The sequence below is a fragment of the Streptomyces sp. NPDC004134 genome, from assembly GCF_042874195.1.
Taxonomy (GTDB): Bacteria; Actinomycetota; Actinomycetes; order Streptomycetales; family Streptomycetaceae; genus Streptomyces.
The window spans coordinates 53,495-74,018 of record NZ_JBIAMS010000003.1; the positions used below are offsets into that span (position 1 = coordinate 53,495).

Annotated in this window: 2 protein-coding genes; both read left to right on the top strand. The window is 75.4% G+C overall.

Translation table 11 applies throughout. From position 1 onward, the window contains the following. Nucleotides 1-87 precede the first annotated feature (87 nt). Nucleotides 88-13,893 carry an amino acid adenylation domain-containing protein gene (locus ACFYVJ_RS05530; protein ID WP_388886870.1) on the top strand — a complete coding sequence of 4,602 codons (13,806 nt, stop codon included), beginning with the start codon at nt 88-90 and terminating at the stop codon, nt 13,891-13,893. 13 nt (nt 13,894-13,906) lie between these two features. Next, nucleotides 13,907-20,464, top strand: coding sequence for an amino acid adenylation domain-containing protein (locus ACFYVJ_RS05535; RefSeq protein WP_388886872.1), 6,558 nt, complete (start codon nt 13,907-13,909; stop codon nt 20,462-20,464). Nucleotides 20,465-20,524: the final 60 nt, after the last annotated feature.

A 20,524-nucleotide genomic window follows, 5' to 3' on the forward strand; every position in this document is an offset into this window, starting at 1 on the left:
CCCGAAAAGCCCGTAGACCCGAAGCCCGCAGACCCGCAGACCACCAGAAGCCGCAGCCAGCGATCCGCCGTGAGGAGAGACAGAGCGATGACCCGATCCGCCGTCGAGGACGTGTGGCCGCTGTCGCCGCTGCAGGAGGGCCTGCTGTTCCACGCCGCCTTCGATGAAGAGGGCCCGGACGTCTACCAGGGCCAGCGGCTGCTGGAACTGGTCGGCCCCGTGGACCCGGAGCGGCTGCGGGCGTCGTGGGAGGCGCTGCTGGAACGGCACGCCGCGCTGCGCGCGAGCTTCCGGCGGCGCAAGTCGGGCGAGGCAGTGCAGGTCATCGCGCGGGACGTGGCGCTGCCGTGGGAGGTGGCCGACGTCTCCGACCGGCCGGAGGCCGAGGCGCTCGCCGAGGCCGGGCGGCTGGCGGCCCGCGCCCGGGCGGAGCGGTTCGATCCTGCCGTCGCTCCGCTGCTGCGGCTGCTCCTCGTCCGGCTCGGCGCCGAGCGCCACCGGCTGGTCGTCACCAGCCACCACGTGCTCATGGACGGCTGGTCGATGCCGGTGCTGCTCGGCGAGCTGTCGGCGGTGTACGCGGCGGGTGGTGACACGCGCGGGCTGCCGCCGGTCACGTCGTACCGCGAGTATCTGGCGTGGCTGCGCCGCCAGGACAAGGACGCCGCGCGGGCCGCCTGGCGCGCGGAGCTGGCGGGGGCCGACGAGCCGACGCTCGTCGCACCCGCCGACCCCGGCCGGCTGCCCGTGGCGCCGGAGAGCCTGATCGCCGAGATCCCGCAGGAGCTGTACGTGGGCCTGGTCGCGCTGGCGCGCGCCCGCGGTCTGACGCTCAACACCGTCGTACAGGGCGCCTGGGCGCTGGTGCTGGCGCGGCTTGCGGGGCGTACGGACGTGGTGTTCGGCGCCACCGCCTCCGGCCGGCCGCCGGAGCTGCCGGGGGTCGAGTCGATGGTCGGCCTGTTCATCAACACCCTGCCCGTGCGCGTCCGGCTCGACGGCGCGCAGCCGGTGGCCGACATGCTCTCCGCCCTCCAGGACCGGCAGTCCGCGCTCGTCGCTCATCAGCACCTCGGCCTGCCGGAGGTCCAGCGGGTCGCCGGATCCGGCGGTGTCTTCGACACGATCGTCGTCTACGAGAACTACCCGCTGCCGCCCGAAGGGGCCCCTGATCCCGGCATGTTCGCCATCCGTATGGCCGGCGGCCAGGAGGCGGCGCACTACCCGCTGACGCTCGTCGCCGCCCCCGGCGAGCAGATGAGCTTCAAGCTCGACTACCGCCCCGACCTCTTCGACCGGGCCGCGGCCCGCACCGTCTTCGAGCGCCTGGTGCGCGTCCTGGAGCAGATCGCCGCGGACCCGGCGGCGCCCGTGGGCCGGATCGACATGGTCGCGGACGCGGACCGGGCGCGCGTGGTGGGGGAGTGGAACGACACCGGGGCCCCGCTGCCCGCCGCCTCCGTGCCGGAGCTGTTCGCCGCCCACGCCGTACGGTCACGGGAAGCGCCGGCCGTGACCGACGGACCGCGGACACTGTCGTACGGGGAACTGGACGCCGCCTCCGCGCGGTTCGCGGCGCATCTGACGGACGCCGGAGTGCGCCGCGGTGACCGGGTCGCGGTCGTCATGGAGCGGTCCGCGGACCTGCTCGTGGTGCTGCTCGGCGTATGGAAGGCCGGCGCCGCGTATGTGCCGGTGGACCCCGGCTACCCCGCGGAGCGGGTCGCCTTCCTGCTGGCCGACTCCGCCCCCGCGGCCGTGGTGTGCACCCGGGAGACGCGGGCGGCGGTGCCCGGCGAGGCCGCCGCGGTGCTCGTCGTCCTCGACGAGCCGCCGACCGCGGCTGCCCTCGCCGGCCGCCCTGCCACCGCCCACGTGCCGGTGGCCGCCGCCGACGTGGCGTACGTGATGTACACGTCCGGCTCGACGGGGACGCCCAAAGGCGTGGCCGTGCCGCACGGCGCCGTCGTGGTGCTGGCAGGTGAGAGCGGCTGGGCGGCCGGTCCGGGCGAGGCGGTGCTGATGCACGCGCCGCACGCGTTCGACATCTCGCTGTACGAGGTGTGGGTGCCGCTCGCCGCCGGCGGCCGGGTCGTGATCGCGGAGCCGGGCGTGGTCGACGCGGAGCGGGTGCGGCGGGCCGTGGCCGGTGCGGGCGTGAGCAGACTGCACGTCACCGCCGGGCTGTTCCGGGTGCTCGCCGAGGAGGCCCCGGAGTGCTTCGCCGGCCTGCGCGAAGTGCTCACCGGCGGCGACGTGGTGTCGGCCGCGGCGGTCGCCCGCGTCCGCGAGGCGTGCCCTGACCTCTCCGTACGGCATCTCTACGGGCCCACCGAGATCACTCTCTGCGCGACGTGGCACACCCTGCACCCCGGCGACACGGCGGGTGCCGTGCTGCCCATCGGGCGGCCGATGGCCAACCGGCGGGTGTACGTGCTGGACGCGTTCCTCCAGCCGGTGCCCCCGGGCGTCGTCGGCGAGCTGTACGTCGCCGGGCCTGGCCTCGCCCGGGGCTACCTGGGGCGCGCGGCCCTGACCGCCGAGCGCTTCGTGGCCTGCCCGTTCGACACGGGCGGGCGGATGTACCGCACCGGGGACCTCGCCCGCTGGACGGACGACGGGCTGCTGCACTTCGCGGGCCGCGCCGACGAGCAGGTGAAGATCCGCGGCTACCGGGTGGAGCTGGGCGAGGTGGAGGCCGTCCTCGCCGTCCACGAGGACGTCGCGCAGGCCGTGGTGGTGGCGCGCGAGGACCGGCCGGGCGAGAAGCGGCTCGTCGGCTACGTCGTGCCGGACAGCCGGCCCGTCGAGGCGGAGCACCTGCGCGGGCACGTCGCCGCCGTGCTGCCGGAGTACATGGTTCCGGCCGCGGTGGTGGTGCTCGACGAACTGCCGCTGACGGTCAACGGCAAGGTCGACTGGGCGGCGCTGCCCGCCCCCGGCTTCGCCGGGCGCGCGACCGGCCGAGCGCCCGCGGGCGCGGCGGAAGAGGCGCTGTGCGCGCTGTTCGCCGAGGTGCTGGGGCTGGAACGGGTCGGTGCGGACGACGACTTCTTCGCGCTGGGCGGCGATTCCATCACTTCGATGCAGCTCGCCTCCCGCGCCCGGCGTGCGGGGTACATGCTGACGCCGCGGCAGGTCTTCGAGGAGAAGACCCCGGAGCGCCTCGCCCTGGTCGCCGGCTCTGCGCGCCCCCGGTCCGCCGTGCGGGACGACGGCGTGGGCGACGTGCCGTGGACGCCGGTCATGCGGCGCCTGGGCGTACGGGCCGCGGCGCCCGGGTTCGCGCAGTGGACGGTCGCGGGCGCACCGGCGGGCCTGGGGCTCGCGGCGCTGACGGGCGGCCTGGGCGCGGTCCTCGACGCGCACGACATGCTGCGGGCCCGCACCGACCTGGCGGACGCGGCGCACCCGCGGCTGACGGTCGGCAAGCGCGGCTCGGTCGACCCGGTCGCGCTCGTCACCCGTATCGACGCGTCGGATGCGGACGACCCTGACGACCCCGGCGGCGGCGGTCTCGACGCGCTCGCCGAGCGCGAGGCGCGCGCCGCGGCCGGGCGGCTGGATCCGGCGGCCGGGGTCATGGTCCAGGTCGTCTGGCTGGATGCGGGGCCCGCGCGGGTGGGGCGGATCGTGCTGGTGGTCCATCATCTGGTGGTCGATGGGGTGTCGTGGCGGATTCTGCTGCCGGATTTGCGGGCTGCGTGTGAGGCGGTGGGGGAGGGGCGGAAGCCGGAGCTGGAGCCGGTGGCGACGTCGTTCCGGCGCTGGTCGCGGGAGCTGGCGGCGCAGGCCGGGCAGCCGGAGCGGACGGCGGAGGCCGCCGCCTGGGCCGAACTGCTCGGCGCGCCCGAGCCGCCGCTCGGCCCGCGCGCGCTCGACCCGGCGCGCGACACCGCGGCGACCCTGCGCTCGCGCACCTGGACCGTGCCCGCCGCGCAGGCCGAGACGCTGACCGGCCACACACCGGTCGCGTTCCACACCGGCGTCCACGAGGTGCTGCTCGCCACGCTGGTGGGGGCGGTCGCCGGGTGGCGGCCTGGCCCGTACGACGGCGTCCTCGTGGACATCGAGGGGCACGGGCGCGAACCGGTCGGGGATGCCGATCTGGCGCGTACGGTCGGCTGGTTCACCAGCGCCCGGCCCGTGCGGGCTTCGGTCTCGGGGATCGACCTCGACGGCGTACGGAACGGCGGTGCGGCGGCCGGCGCGCTGCTGAAGGCCGTGAAGGAGCAGGCGCGCGCCGTCCCCGGGGACGGCCTCGGCTACGAACTGCTGCGCTACCTCAACGCCGAGACGGCAGAGGCGATGGCGGCGCTGCCGCAGCCGCAGATCGGCTTCAACTACCTCGGCCGCTTCGCCTCCGGCGGCCCCTCGGGTCCTGCCGGAGCCTGGCAGCTCGCCGGCGAAACCGCCGTCGGCGGCTCCGTCGACCCCGGCTTGCCGCTGGCGCACGCCTTGGAGGCGAGCGCCGCCGTGCGTGACACGGCGGCCGGGCCCGAGTTGAGCATCACCCTGTCGTGGGTGGGCGGGCTGCTGGCCGACGCGGACGCCGAACGCCTCGGCGCCGCCTGGCTGGAGCTGCTGGCCGGCCTCGCCGCCCACACCGGGGACCCGGCGGCCGGCGGGCACACCCCCTCCGACTTCCCGCTCCTGACCCTCACCCAGGAGGCCGTCGAGGAACTGGAAGCGGCCGTGCCCGCGCCCGCGGACATCTGGCCGCTGTCGCCCCTCCAGGAAGGCATGCTCTTCCACGCCACCTACGACGACGACAGCCCGGACGTCTACAAGAGCCAGCGCGTCCTGGCCCTCGACGGGCCCCTGGACACCCGGCGGCTGCGCGCCGCCTGGGAGACCGTCCTCGCCCGCCACACCGCGCTCCGCGCGAGCTTCCACCGGCTGGCCGCGTCGGGAGAGGCGGTGCAGGTCGTCGAGCGTGACGTGTCGTTGCCCTGGCGAACGGTGGACCTGTCGGGGACGGACGCCGGCGTGCCCGAAGCGGTGGCACGGCTGGCGGCGGAGGAACTGCGGCAGCCGATGGACCTGGGACGGGCACCGCTGCTGCGGTTCCTGCTGATCCGCCTCGGCGACCGCGCGCACCGGATGGTCATCACCAGCCACCACATCCTGGCCGACGGCTGGTCGATGCCGGTCGTCTTCAACGAGGTGGCCGAGGTGTACGCGGCCGGAGGCACCGACTCCGGCCGCAAGCCCGCCGCCTCGTACGGCGACTACCTGGCCTGGCTGGGCCGGCAGGACAAGGAGGCGGCCCGGGAGGCATGGCGGGCGGAGCTGGCGGGAGCGGACGAGCCGACGCTGGTCGTGCCCGCCGATCCGGGACGCGAACCCGTCGTGCCGGAGGAGTGCCTGGTCGGGCTCACGGACGAGTCGACGGCTGCGCTGGGGGTGTGGGCGCGTGGGCGGGGGCTGACGGTCAACACGGTGGTGCAGGGGGCGTGGGCCTTGGTGCTGGCGCGGTTGGCGCGTCGTTCGGACGTGGTCTTCGGCGCGACGGTGGCGGGGCGCCCTCCTGAGTTGCCGGGTGTCGAGGCGATGGTGGGTCTCTTCATCAACACGTTGCCGGTGCGGGTGCGACTGGAGGGCGGGCAGCGGGTGGTGGAGCTGCTTGCGGAGGTGCAGCGGCGGCAGTCTGCGCTGATGGGGCACCAGCACCTCGGCCTCCAGGAGATCCAGGAACTCGCCGGAGCGGGCGCGACCTTCGACACGATGCTGATGTTCGAGAACTACCCGCGGAACGACCTTGAGCTCCCCGGCTCCGGCCCCGCGGACGACGCCATCGGCATCACCCAGGTACGCAGCATGGCGGGCACGCACTACCCGCTGGCCATCGGGGTGGTACCGGCGGACCGGCTGCACGTGCGGGTGACCTACCGACCGGATCTGTTCGGGGCGGACGAGGCGGAGGGGTTGGCCCGGCGGTTGGTGCGGGTGCTTGAGCAGGTGGTGGCGGACCCGGAGGTACGGGTCGGGGATGTGGACGTGCTGACGTCCGGGGAGCGGGCGTCGGTGGTGTCCGGGTGGAATGCCACGGAGCTTGCGGTGCCGGTGGGGTCGGTGCTGGACCGGTTCGAGGCGTGGGTGCGGCGGGCGCCGGATGTGGTCGCTGTGCGGTGTGGTGCGGAGGAGTTGTCGTACGGGGAGTTGGACCAGTGGGTGAATCGGCTGGCGCGGTATCTCCAGCGGCTCGGTGTGGGCCGGGAGTCGCGGGTGGGGCTGTGCTTGCCGCGGGGTGTGGAGATGGTTGCGGGGATTCTCGCGGTGTGGAGGGCGGGGGGCGCGTATGTGCCGCTTGACCCCGCTTATCCGGCGGAGCGGTTGGCGTTCATGGTCGCCGACAGCGGTGCGCAGGTGGTGCTGGGCACCGGGGACCTGGTGCCTGAGGGCGCGGTGCGGCTGGACGAGGCGGCGGGGGAGATCGCGGCGGAGTCGGCGGAGCCGTTGGGGACGATGCTCCGGCCTGGGCAGCTCGCGTATGTGATCTATACGTCGGGGTCGACGGGGCGTCCGAAGGGCGTGGCGGTTCCGCATGAGGGCCTGGCGAACTTGGCGGAGGCGATGCGGTCGGTTCTCGGTGTTGCCGGGGGTGTGACGGCGTTGCAGTTCGCGTCGTTCAGCTTCGACGCCGCGGTGCTGGACGTGACGGTCACGTTGGCGGCGGGTGGCACGTTGGCGATCGCGACCCGCGAAGAGCGCGAAGAGCCCGCGGCGCTGGCGGAGATGATCCGTGGCGCCGGGGTGTCGGTGGCGAGCGTGGTGCCGTCTCTCATGAGTGTCCTCGATCCGGCTGCGGTCATGGGTGTGCGGAACTGGGTGCTGGGTGCGGAGTTGCTGACCGCGGACCTGGCGTCGCGTTGGTCGCGGCAGGCCAGGGTGTGGAACACGTACGGGCCGACTGAGGCGACCGTGATCACCACCGCCACCCCGCTGGACGCGGACGTCGATCCACACGACCCGTCTCCGGCCATCGGCCGCCCGATCGGCAACGCCCATACGTATGTGCTGGACGACTTCCTCCGGCCCGTACCCCCCGGTGTCGTAGGCGAGTTGTACATCGCGGGTCCTGGTCTGGCCCGCGGTTACATCGGCCGCGGTGGGCTGACGGCTGAGCGGTTCGTCGCCTGTCCCTTCGAGCCCGGTGGGCGCATGTATCGCTCCGGTGACCTGGCCCGCTGGTCCGACGACGGGCTGCTGCACTTCGCCGGCCGCGCCGACGAACAGGTCAAGATCCGCGGCTTCCGTATCGAGCCCGGCGAGATCGAAGCCGTTGTTGCCGCCCACCCCGACGTGTCGCACGCGGCCGTGGTCGTACGCGAGGATCGCCCCGGCGACAAGCGCCTGGTCGCCTACGTCGTCGGCGACGTCGATACCGACGCCGTACGCGGGTTCGCCGCCAACCGGCTGCCCGAGCACATGATCCCCGCGGCCGTCGTCGTTCTCGACGCTCTGCCGCTCACCCCCAACGGCAAGACCGACCGCGCCGCACTCCCCGCGCCCGACCTCGCCGAGCGGGCGACCGGTCGCGCGCCCGAGGGCGAGACCGAGGAGACGCTGTGCGCCCTCTTCGCCGACGTCCTGTCGCTCGAGCGGGTCGGTGCGGACGACGACTTCTTTGCTCTCGGCGGCGACTCCATCACCTCCATGCAACTCGCCTCCCGCGCCCGTGGCGAAGGGCTCGTGCTCACCCCGCGGCAGGTCTTCGAGCAGCGGACCCCCGAGCGGCTCGCGGTCGTCGCCGGTGCCGCCAGCACTGCTCTCCCGGCACCTGCCCATGCCCGGGACACCGGCGAGGTGCCGTGGACACCGGCGATGCGGGCGCAGGGCGTACGGGCGGCGGACGCCGACTTCGCCCAGTGGATGGTCGTCGGTGCGCCCGAGTCCCTCACCCTCCCCGTACTGACCGGCGGCCTCGGTGCCCTGCTCGACACGCACGCCATGCTCCGCGCCCGCGCCGACGTCTCGGATCCGGGGAACCCCCGCCTGGTCGTCCCCGAACGCGGCACCGTCGACCCGGCCCGTCTCGTCACCCGTATCGACGCCGCCGACATGACCGACCTCGATGTGCTCGCCGCCCGGGAAGCCCGTACCGCCGTCGCGCGACTCGACCCCGCCAACGGGGCGATGGCGCACGTCGTCTGGCTGGACGCCGGGCCGTCCCGGGCCGGCCGGCTGATCGTCGTCGTCCATCACCTCGTGGTCGACGGCATGTCCTGGCGGATCCTCCTCCCCGACCTGCACTCCGCCTGCGCTGCGCTCGCCGACAACCGGCAGCCCGCCCTCGACCCCGTACCCACCCCCTTCCGGCACTGGGCACGCGAACTCGTCACCCAGGCGGCGAGCAGTCACCGCGCCGCCGAACTCCAGCCCTGGACCGACCTCCTCGGCACCCCCGAACCCCCCCTCGGCCACCGCCCCCTCGACCCCGCCGCCGACACCGCCGTTATTCAGCGCCGACGGGAGTGGACCGTGCCCGCCGCCCAGGCCGCCGTCGTCGCCGGGCGGGTGCCGGCCGCGTTCCACACCGGGGTGCACGAGGTGCTGCTCGCCACCCTCGCCGGGGCCGTCGTCCACTGGCGCCCCGGCACCGCCGACCACGGCGTGCTCGTCGACATCGAGGGGCACGGCCGCGAGTCGGACGGGGAAGTGGACCTGTCGCGCACGGTGGGCTGGTTCACCAGTTCCCACCCGGTGCGCGTCGACGTCTCCGGCGTACGCCTCGATGACGTCCTTGCCGGGGGCGCCGCCGCCGGCGGGCTGCTGAAGTCCGTGAAGGAGCAGGTCCGGGCGATCCCCGGCGACGGCCTCGGGCACGACCTGCTGCGGCATCTCCACCCCGAGACCGCCGACGCCATGGCCGCCCTGCCGCGGCCGCAGATCGGCTTCAACTACCTCGGCCGCTTCCCCGCCGCCGCACCCGCTGCGTCCGTACGCGCGTGGCAGCCCGCCGGCGACACCGCTCTTGGTGGCTCCGTCGCCCCCGACATGCCGGTGGCGCACGCGCTGGAGGCGGGGGCCGTCGTCCAGGACGGGCCCGACGGACCGGAGCTGACACTGACGCTCGCCTGGGCGAGCGGGCTGCTGGACGACGCGGACGCCGACCGCCTGGGCGCCATCTGGCTGCGCATGATCGCCGGGCTCGCCGCCCACACCGACGATCCGGCGGCGGGCGGGCACACCCCCTCCGACTTCCCGCTCCTCGGCCTCACCCAGGACGCGGTGACCGAACTGGAGACGGCCGTGCCCGCGCTGGCCGACGTGTGGCCGCTGTCGCCGCTGCAGCAAGGGCTGCTGTTCCACGCCGACTTCGACGACGCGGGACCGGACGTGTACGAGGGCCGCCGCGCCCTCGCGCTCGACGGCCCGCTGGACACGGACCGGCTGCGCGCCGCCTGGGCGACGGTGCTCGACCGGCACCCGATCCTCCGCGCGAGCTTCCACCGGCTCGCGTCGGGCGAGGCGGTGCAGGTCATCGCCCGCGACGTACCGCTGCCCTGGCGCGAGACCGACCTCTCCGGGCTCGACGCGGCCGACGCGGAGCGCGAGCTGCGGCGGCTGACGGAAGAGGACCGGGCCGAGCGGTTCGACCTCACCACCGCGCCGCCGCTGCGGTTCCTGCTGGTACGTCTCGGTGAACACCGGCACCAGCTCCTGGTCGGCAACCACCACATCGTCATGGACGGCTGGTCGCTGCCCCTGCTGATCGGCGAGGTCTCCGCCGCGTACGCCGCCGCCGGCGACGGCAGCCGGCTGCCGGCCGTCGCCTCGTACGCCGACTACCTCGGCTGGCTCGCCCGCCAGGACGAGGACGCGGCAAGGGAGGCGTGGCGCGCGGAGCTGGCCGGGGCCGACGAGCCGACGCTCGTCGTGCCGGCGGAGTCGGTGCGGGCGCCGGTGCTGCCGGAGCGGGTGCGCTACGAGTTCGGCGCGGAGCTGTCGGCCGGAGTGGCGGAGCTGGCGCGGGCGCACGGGGTCACCGTGAACACCGTGGTGCAGGGCGCGTGGGCGCTGGTGCTCGCACGGCTCGCGGGCCGGGACGACGTGGTGTTCGGCGCCACCGCCGCGGGCCGCCCGCCCGAGCTGCCGGGTGTGGAGTCGATCATCGGACTGTTCATCAACACCCTGCCGGTGCGCGTCCGGCTGGACGGCGCGCAGCCGGTGGCCGACATGCTGGCCGGGCTGCAGGAGCGGCAGGTGGCGCTGATGGCGCACCAGCACATCGGGCTCCAGGAGGTGCAGAAGGCGGCCGGCGCGGGCGGTACGTTCGACACGCTCGTGGTCTTCGAGAACTACCCGGCGCCGCCCGCCGGTTCGCCCGGCCCCGAGGCGCTGACGATCCGCCCCGCGGGCGTCACCGAGGACACCGGCCACTACCCGCTGACGCTGATCGCCGTCCCCGGCGAGCGCATCCAGGGCGACTTCATCTACCGCCCCGACGTCTTCGACCGCGACCGTGCCGAGGACATCCTCGCCTCCTTCGAGCACGTGCTGACACAGCTCGTCGCCGACCCCGCCGCGCCCGTGGGACGCGTGGCCGCCGTGACCGAGGCGAGCCGCGCGCTGGTGACCGACGAGTGGAACCGCACCGGGGGCCCGCTACCGGCCGCCCCGCTGCCCGAGCTGTTCGGCGCCCAGGTGGGACGGTCGCCGGAGGCGGCCGCGTTGGTGGCGGGGGACGAGTCGCTGTCGTACGGGGAGTTGGCGGACCGTGCGGGGCGGCTGGCCCGGTACCTCGTGGCGGCGGGCGTGGGGCCCGAGGCCCGGGCGGCGGTGGTGGCGGAGCGGTCGGCGGCCCAGGTCGAGGCGCTGCTTGCCGTGTCGCTGGCGGGGGGCGTGTTCGTACCCGTGGACCCCGGATATCCGGCCGAACGGCTGGCGTTCGTGCTGGCAGACGCCGATCCGGCTGTGGTCCTGTGCACGTCGGCGACGCGGGACGCACTGCCGGACGGCCTCCGCACCGTGGTGCTGGACGACCCGGCGGTGGCCGCCGAAGTGGCCGCGTACCGGGGCGGGGTGCCGGCGGCGGACGAGCGACGGGGCCCGCTGACCGCCGATCATGCCGCGTACGTCATCTACACCTCCGGTTCCACCGGCACCCCCAAGGGCGTCGTCGTCTCCCACCGCGGCCTGGGCAACCTGGCCCGCGCGCAGATCGACCGCTTCGCGGTCGGCCCGCGGTCCCGTGTGCTGCAGTTCGCGTCGGTGAGCTTCGACGCCGCCGTCTCCGAGCTGTGCATGGCGCTGCTGTCGGGCGCGGCGCTCGTCGTCCCCGCCGCCGGCGAACTGCCGCCGCACGTCTCCCTGGGCGACGCCCTCCGCGCCGCCGGTGCCACCCACGTGACGGTCCCGCCGAGCGTCCCCGCCGTCGCAGACGAGGTGCCGGACACCCTCGAAACCCTCGTCGTCGCCGGTGAGGCGTGCCCGCCCGGGCTGGTCGACCGCTGGTCGTCGGGGCGGCGGATGATCAACGCGTACGGGCCCACCGAGGTCACCGTCTGCGCCGCGATGAGCGCACCGCTGACGCCCGGCAGCGACCCCGTGCCGATCGGCTCCCCGATGGCGAACGTCCGCGCCTTCGTCCTCGACGCCTTCCTGCAGCCCGTCGCGCCGGGTGTCACCGGGGAGCTGTACGTCGCCGGGCCCGGCCTGGCCCGCGGCTACCGCGGCCGTCCGGGGCTGACCGCGGAGCGGTTCGTGGCCTGCCCGTTCACGCCCGGCGAGCGGATGTACCGCACCGGCGACCTCGCGCGCTGGACCGGCGAGGGCGAACTGGTCTTCGCCGGGCGGGCAGACGATCAGGTCAAGGTGCGCGGCCACCGGATCGAGCCCGGCGAGATCGAAGCCGCGCTCGGCGCGCACCCGGACGTCGCCCAGGCCGTGGTCGTCGCCCGGCAGGACCGGCCGGGCGAGAGCAGGCTCGTCGCGTACGTCGTTCCCTCAGGCCCGTACGACGACGGCGAACTGCCGCCAGCGCTGCGCGAGTACGTACGCGAGCGGCTGCCCGAGTACATGGTGCCGGCGGCCGTCGTGCCGCTGGAGCGGATGCCGCTCACCCCGCACGGCAAGGTGGACCGCGGGGCGCTGCCTGCCCCCGATTTCGCCGGGCTGGTCTCCGACCGCGAGCCGCGCACGGCGGCGGAGGCGGCGCTGTGCGCGCTGTTCGCCGAGGTGCTGGCGCTGGAGCGGGTCGGGCCCGACGACAGCTTCTTCGCGCTGGGCGGTGACTCCATCACCTCGATGCAGCTCGCCTCCCGCGCCCGGCGCGCGGGGTACGTGCTGACGCCGCGGCAGGTCTTCGAGGAGAAGACCCCGGAGCGGCTGGCGCTGGTCGTGCAGACGGCGGACGGTGCGGCGGCGGTGGCGGACGTGGGCGTCGGCGAGGTGCCGTGGACGCCGGTCATGCGGCGGCTCGGCGAAGGCGTGGCGGGCGGCCGGTTCGCGCAGTGGACCGTCGTCGGCGCCCCCGCGGACCTGACCGCGGACGTGCTGGCCACGGGGCTCGGCGCGCTGCTCGACACGCACGACATGCTGCGGGCCCGCACCGACCTGTCCGACGCGGCGGACCCCAGGCTCGTCGTCGCCGAGCGCGGTACGTACGACGCCGCGGACCTGGTGAGCCGTCTCGACGCGGCTCACGTGCCCGACGACGGTCTTGACGAGGCGGCGACCGCCGTCGCCCGCGAGGCGGTCGCGCGGCTGGACCCGGCGGCGGGCGTGATGGTGCAGGCGGTGTGGCTGGACACCGGCCCCGGGCGGGCCGGGCGGGTGGTGCTCGCCGTGCACCACCTCGTGGTCGACGGGGTGTCCTGGCGGATCCTGCTGCCGGATCTCCAGGCCGCGTGCGAGGCCGCGGCCGCGGGGGAGGAGCCCGTACTCGACCCGGTCGCGGTGTCGTTCCGCCGCTGGGCCCGCACGCTCGTGGCCGAGGCCGCGAGCGAGCGGCGGCGGGCGGAGCTGGAGCAGTGGACGGCGCTGCTGGGCGAGCCCGAGCCGCCGCTGGGCGACCGGCCGCTCGACCCCGCCGTCGACACCGCCCCCACGCTGCGCAACCGCTCCTGGACCGTGCCCGCGGCCCAGTCCGCCACGCTGGTGGGCCGTACGCCGGCGGTGTTCCACTGCGGCGTCCACGAGGTGCTGCTCGCCACGCTGGCCGGGGCGGTCGCGGGGTGGCGGCCGGGGGCGTACGACGGCGTGCTCGTGGACATCGAGGGGCACGGCCGCGAGCCCGTCGGCGACCTCGACCTGACGCGGACGGTGGGCTGGTTCACCGGCGTGCACCCGCTGCGGCTGCGGACGTCGGGCATCGACCTCGACGGCGTACGGGCCGGCGGCGCCGCCGCGGGCGAGCTGCTGAAGTCCGTCAAGGAACAGGCGCAGGAGGTCCCCGGCGACGGCCTCGGCCACGAGCTGCTGCGCCACCTCGACCCCGGGTCGGCGGCCGCGATGGCGGCGCTGCCGCAGCCGCAGATCGGCTTCAACTACCTCGGCCGATTCCCCGCCGCCGGCCCCGCGGGTCCCGTACGGGCCTGGCAGCCGGCCGGCGAGACCGCGGTCGGCGGCTCCGCCGCCGCCGGCATGCCCGTGGCGCACGCGCTGGAGGCGGGCGCCGTCGTGCAGGACGGGCCCGCGGGCCCCGCGCTGACGGTGACCCTGTCGTGGGCGGGTGGGCTGCTGGCCGACGCGGACGCCGAACGCCTGGGCGCCGCCTGGCTGGAGCTGCTGGCCGGACTCGCCGCGCACACCGAGGACCCGGACGCCGGCGGGCACACGCCCTCCGACTTCCCCCTGCTCGACCTCGCCCAGAACCAGATCGAAGAGCTCGAAGCGGCGTTCGCCGACGAGCAGTCCCAGCCGGGCCGACCGGCGCGAAGCCGTTGATGAGGAGAGTGCGATGAGCCGATCCCTGGTCGAGGACGTGTGGCCGCTGTCGCCGCTGCAGGAAGGCATGCTCTTCCACGCGGCGCTCGCCGGTACCGGACCCGACGTCTACACCGTGCAGTCCGCCCTGGACATCGAAGGACCGCTGGACCCCGCCCGGCTGCGGGCGTCGTGGCAGGCGCTGCTCGCCCGGCACGCCGCGCTGCGCGCCTGCTTCCGGCAGGTCAGCGGAGCGAAGATGGTGCAGGTCATCGCGCGCGACGTGGAGCTGCCGTGGCGGGAGGAGGACCTGTCGGGGCTCACCGAGGACGACGCGAGGGCCGAGCTGGACCGGCTCACCGCGCGCCGCCTGGCCGAGCGGATCGACCTGGCGAGCGCGCCGCTGATGCGCTTCCTCCTCGTCCGCCTCGGCGAGGACCGGCACCGGCTGGTGATGACGTTCCACCACATCCTCATGGACGGCTGGTCGATGCCCGTCCTGCTCACCGAGCTGTCCGCCGTCTACGCGGCCGGGGGCGACGCCGCGAAGCTGAAGAGAGTGCCGTCGTACGGCCAGTACCTGGCGTGGCTGGGCCGCCAGGACAAGGACGCGGCGCGCGCCGCCTGGCAGGCGGAGCTGGCGGGAGCCGACGAGCCGACGCTCGTCGTCCCCGCCGACCCGACGCGCGCGGCCGTCTTCCCCGAGCACGTCTTCGGTGACGTCCCCGAGGACGTCACGAAGGGCCTGCGGGACCTGGCTGCCGCGGAGGGACTGACCCTCAACACCGTGGTGCAGGGCGCCTGGTCCCTCGTCCTGGCGCGGCTGGCGCGCCGTACGGACGTCGTCTTCGGCGCCACCGCGGCCGGCCGGCCCGCCGAGCTGGCGGGGGTCGAGTCGATGGTGGGCCTGCTGCTCAACACCCAGCCGGTGCGCGTACGGCTCGACGGCGGACAGCCGGTGACGGAGCTGCTGGCCGACCTCCAGCGGCGCCAGTCGGAGCTGATGACGCACCAGCACCTCGGGCTGCCGGAGGTGCAGCGCCTCGCGGGCCCCGGCGCGGTCTTCGACACGCTCGTGCTCTACGAGAGCTTCCCCCCGCCGCCCGCCGGGGCGGCCGGTCCCGCGGAGCTGACCATCCGCCCGTCGGGCATGTCCCGCGACGCGGCGCACTACCCGCTGACGCTGGTCGTGACCCCGGCCGGGGACCGGCTGCGCTGCAAACTCGACTACCGGCCCGACCTGTTCGACCGCGCCGCTGCCACGGCGATCTTCCGGCGGGTGGTGCGGGTGCTGGAGCAGGTGGTGGCGGACCCGTCGGTGCGGGTGGGCGACGTGGACGTGCTGGCGGCCGGGGAGCGGGCGCCGGTGGTGTCCGGGTGGAATGCCACCGAACTGGCGGTGCCTGCGGGTTCGGTGCTGGACCGGTTCGAGGAGCGGGCGCGGCGGGCTCCCGAGGCGGTCGCCGTGCGGTGCGGCACGGAGGAGGTGTCGTACGGGGAGCTGGACGCGCGGGCGAACCGGCTGGCGCGGTATCTGATCCGGCTCGGTGTGGGCCGGGAGTCGCGGGTGGGGCTGTGCCTGCCGCGCGGGGTCGGGATGGTTGCGGCGGTGCTCGCGGTGTGGAAGGCCGAGGGCGCGTATGTGCCGCTGGATCCGGCGTATCCGGCGGAGCGGCTGGCGTTCATGGTCACCGACTGCGGGGCGCAGGTGGTGCTGGGCACCGGGGACCTGGCACCTGAGGGCGCGGTGCGGCTGGACGAGGCCGCGGGCGAGATCGCGGCCGAGTCGGTGGAGCCGCTGGGCACGGTGCTGGAGCCGGGGCAGCTCGCGTACGTGATCTACACCTCCGGCTCCACGGGCCGCCCCAAGGGCGTCGCGGTGCCCCACCGCGGCCCGGCGAACCTGGCCGAGGCGATGCGGCCGGTCCTGGGGATGGCGGAGGACGTGACGGCGCTGCAGTTCGCGTCGTTCAGCTTCGACGCCGCGGTCCTGGATGTCGCCGTCACGCTGGCGGCGGGCGGCACGCTGGCGATCGCGTCGGAGGAGGAGCGGGTGGAGCCCGCGGCGCTGGCCGAGATGGTCCGTGGCGCCGGGGTGTCCGTGGCCAGCGTGGTGCCGTCCCTCATGAGCGTCCTCGACCCGGCCGCGGTCACGGGCGTACGGAACTGGGTGCTGGGCGCAGAACTGCTCACCGCCGGCCTGGCATCCCGCTGGACCCGGCAGGCCAAGGTGTGGAACACGTACGGCCCGACCGAGGCCACCGTCATCACCACCGCCACCCCCCTCGACGCGGACATCACCCCCGCCGACCCGCCGCCCCCCATCGGCCGCCCGATCGGCAACACCCGCACCTACGTGCTGGACGACTTCCTCCGGCCCGTGCCGCAGGGCGTCACCGGCGAGGTGTACATCGCGGGCCCCGGCCTGGCCCGTGGCTACATCGGCCGCGGCGGGCTCACCGCCGAACGCTTCGTCGCCTGCCCCTTCGAGCCCGGCGCACGCATGTACCGCTCCGGCGACCTCGCCGCCTGGACGCCCGACGGGCAACTGGCCTTCCGCGGCCGCGCCGACGAGCAGGTCAAGATCCGCGGCTTCCGCGTCGAACCGGGCGAAGTCGAGGCCGTCCTCGCCGCCCACCCCGACGTGTCCCGCGCCGCCGTCGTCGTACGCGAGGACCGCCCCGGCGACAAGAAGCTCGTGGCCTATGTCGTCCCCGGCGGCCCGGAAGCGGACATCGACGCGGTGCGCGCGCACGCCGCCGCCCGGCTGCCCGCGCACATGGTGCCCGCGGCGGTGCTCGCGCTCGAAAGCCTGCCGCTGACGCCCAGCGGCAAGCTCGACCGCGCCGCCCTGCCCGCCCCGGACTTCGCCGAGCGCGCCACCGGCCGCGCGCCCGAAGGCGAGACCGAGGAGGCGCTGTGCGCGCTCTTCGCCGACGTCCTCGGCGTCGAACGGGTCGGTGCCGACGACAGCTTCTTCGACCTCGGCGGCGACTCCGGCCTCGCGATGCGCCTCGCGGGCCGGGTCCGGGAGGACTTCGGCGCCGAGCTGAACATGCGGCAGTTCTTCGGCGCCCCCACCCCCGTGGGCGTGACGCGGATGCTGGCGTCCAAGACCCGTCCCGCGCTGCGCGCCGTCGAGCACCCGGACGAGGTGCCGGCGTCCGCGGGCCAGGTGCGTACGTGGCTGATGTCCCGGCTCGCCGAGGACTCCGCCGCGTACCGCACCTCCGTCGCGCTGCGCCTCACCGGCGAGCTGGACCGTGACGCGCTCGGCGCGGCACTCGGCGACGTCGCGGCCCGCCACGACACGCTGCGCACCACCTTCGCCGCCGAAAGCGGCGCCGACCTGCGGCAGCGTGTCCTCGGCGCGGCCGCCGCCCGGCCCGTGCCGGAGGTGGTCCCCGCGACCGAAGCGGAGCTGCCGGAGCTGCTGGCGGCCCGCGCCGCGCACTCCTTCGACCTCACCCGCGAACCGCCGTGGACGCAGACGCTGTTCGCCCTGTCGGAGACGGAGCACGTCCTGCTCCTCGTCGTGCACCGCATCGCCGCCGACGACGAGTCACTGGACGTCATGCTGCGCGACCTGTCGGCGGCGTACGGGGCGCGCCGCGAGGGGCGTACGCCCGAACGCGCGCCGCTGCCGCTGCAGTTCGCCGACTACGCCCTCTGGGAGCGCGAACTCCTCGCCGGCGAGGACGACCCGGAGAGCCTGATCAGCGACCAACTCGCGTACTGGAAGGACACCCTCGCCGGTCTCGCCCCTGAGCTGCGGCTGCCCGCCGACCGGCCGCGGCCCCAGCTCGCGGCGCACCGTACCGGGCAGGTGCCGCTGCGCGTCGAGGGCGACGTGCACGAGCGGCTGGCGGTGCTGGACGAGGCCGGCGAAGGCGCGTTCACCGTCGTGCAGGCGGCGCTGGCGCTGCTGCTCACCCGGCTGGGCGCGGGCACCGACATCACCGTGGGCGCGCTGCTGCCGCGGCGGGACGAGGAGGGCGCGCTGGAGGGCGTCGTGGGCCCCTTCGCCGGCCCGGTCGCGCTGCGCACCGACACCTCGGGGGACCCCACCTTCCGCGAACTGCTCGGCCGCGTACGGGAGGCGAACCTCGAAGCGCGCCGCCACCAGGACCTGCCGTTCGAGCGCCTGGTCGACGTGCTTGAGCTGCCGCCGTCCGCGGCGCGGCACCCCGTCGTGCAGGTCATGCTCGACGTGCGCGACGGCACCACCGACGAGGAGGACACCTCCGAGCTGCCGGGCCTGAGCACCGGCCGCCTCGACCTCGGCCCGGCCGCGTCCGAGCTGGACCTGTCGGTGAGCCTCAGCGAGTGGTACGGCGCCGACGGTTCGGGGGACGGCCTCGACGGCCACCTGCGCTACGCCGCCGAGCTGTTCGACGCCGGCACCGCCGCCGCGCTCGCCCGCCGTCTGGTGCGCGTACTGCGGCAGGTCGCGGACGACCCGGACGTGCGCCTCGGCGACGTCGACGTGCTGCTGGACCCGGCCGAGCACCACCGGCTCGTACGGGAGTGGAACGACACCGCGGCGCCGCTGCCGGACACCACTGTCGTCGGCCTCCTCGCCGACCGGGCGGCCCGTACCCCCGACGCCGTCGCCGTCACCGACCAGGACGGCGCGCTGACGTACGGGGCGCTGGACACCGCCTCCGGGATGCTCGCCCGCCGGCTGGCCGCCCGCGGCGTCGGCGCGGAGGACGTCGTAGCCGTGGCCCTGCCGCTTGGCGCCCGGCTCGCCGTCGCGCTGCTCGGCGTACTCAAGGCCGGCGCCGCCTGCCTGTTCACCGGCCCCGACCGGCCGATGCAGGCGCTCGCGCCGCTGCGCGGCCACCGGCCCGGCGCGCTGATCTGCACCGCGACCACCGCGGGACTCCTGCCCGCCGACCACGCGATGACGGTCGTCCCACTCGGCAACCCGGTCCTGGCCGCCGCCCGCGGCACGTACGCGGGACCGGGTCCCGCCGACGAGACGGGCACCGCACTGCCGCGGCCCGGCCACGCCGCGCTGCTGCTGGACTCCACGACGCCGCACGGCGTGCCCGCGGGCGTCCTGGTCGAGCACCGCTCGCTGGTCAGCCACCTCGCGGACGGAGCCGACGGGGCCGGATCCACCGCCGCGGACGCCGCTGACGACGAGGGCCCGCGGCACCTGACCCTGGACGAGCGCGCCCCTGTCGAGGCCGTGGTGACCCCGCTGCTCCGCGCGCTCTGCGCCGGCGAGAGCGTCCTGCTGGGCAAGCCCGACCCCCGCGCCGCGCGCCGCGCGCTCACCACCCGCGACCTGCTCTGGACGCTGGCCGAACTGCCCGCGGGCGACCCGCCGTTCGCGGAGGTCACCGTCATCGAGGACGGCGCCGCCGCCTCCGACGTCGACGCCCGCGAATGGCGCGCCCGGCACCCGGACGCCGCCCTGGTCACCGGCTACGGCCCGGCCGGCACCGCGGGACCCTGGCTGCACCACCGCACCGCCCCCGGCGCGCCCCTGCCCGCCGAGGTGCCCACCGGCAGCCTGCGGCCCCGCACCCGCGCCTACGTCCTCGACGACCGGCTGCGCCCCGTCCCGCCCGGCGCCGTCGGCGACCTGTACGTCGCCGGCGCCACCCTCGCCCGCGGCTACCACGGCAGCACCCGCCTCACCGGCGAGCACTTCGTGGCCTGCCCGTACGGCCCGGCGGGGGAGCGGATGCTGCGCACCGGCGAGCGCGCCAGGTGGAGCACCGCGGGGCTGCTGACCGTACGCGACCGGCAGGCAGAGGAGCACGACGCGGCGCTCGCGCAGGCCCGCCGCACCGAGGGCGGCGGCGACCTCGGGGTGCTGCTCCCGCTGCGCAAGGAGGGCAGCGGCCCGCCGCTGTTCTGCCTGCACTCCGCCACCGGCCTCGCCTGGAGCTATGCGGTCCTCGTGCCTCATCTCCCGCATGACCGGCCGGTGTACGGCATCCAGGCGCGCGGCCTCGCGGGGCCCGAGCCGATGCCCAAGAGCGTCGCCGAGATGGCCGCCGACTACGCCGACGAGATGCGGACCGTGCAGCCCGAGGGCCCCTACCACCTGCTCGGCTGGTCCTTCGGCGGCATGCTCGCGCAGGCGGTCGCGGCCCGGCTGGAGGAACTGGGCGAGCGGGTGGAACTGCTCGCGCTGCTGGACGCGTACCCCGACGGCGGTGCCGGCACCTCGCTGTTCTCCAACGAGGACGCCGCCGGCCGTGCCGCCGCCGCCTCCGCCCCGCAGGGCCGGCTCCTCGGCCCCGGCGGCGACGAAGCCGCGGTGCCCGGGGTCAGCGGGCGGCTGCGTTCGCGGATGGAGCAGGTCATGCGGAACTCGGCCGGGTTCGCCCCCGAGCACACCCCGCGCCGTACGACGGGCGACCTGCTGCTCTTCGCCGCCACCGAGGACCGCCCGGCGGGGCTCCCCGTCGCCGACGCGGTGGAGAGCTGGAAGCCGTACGTCGCCGGAAACGTCGAGCCGCACGAGATCGAGGCCAACCACTTCGGAATGCTGAAATCCGCCCCCGCCGCGCACATCGGCCGCATTCTCGCCGAGCGGCTGGGAATTCCGGGCGAGGCCCCGGAGAAATGAGCCGCGCATTGCGGGATACGGAATCCGGCAACCCGGATTCCGTATCCCGCGGTGCGGCCC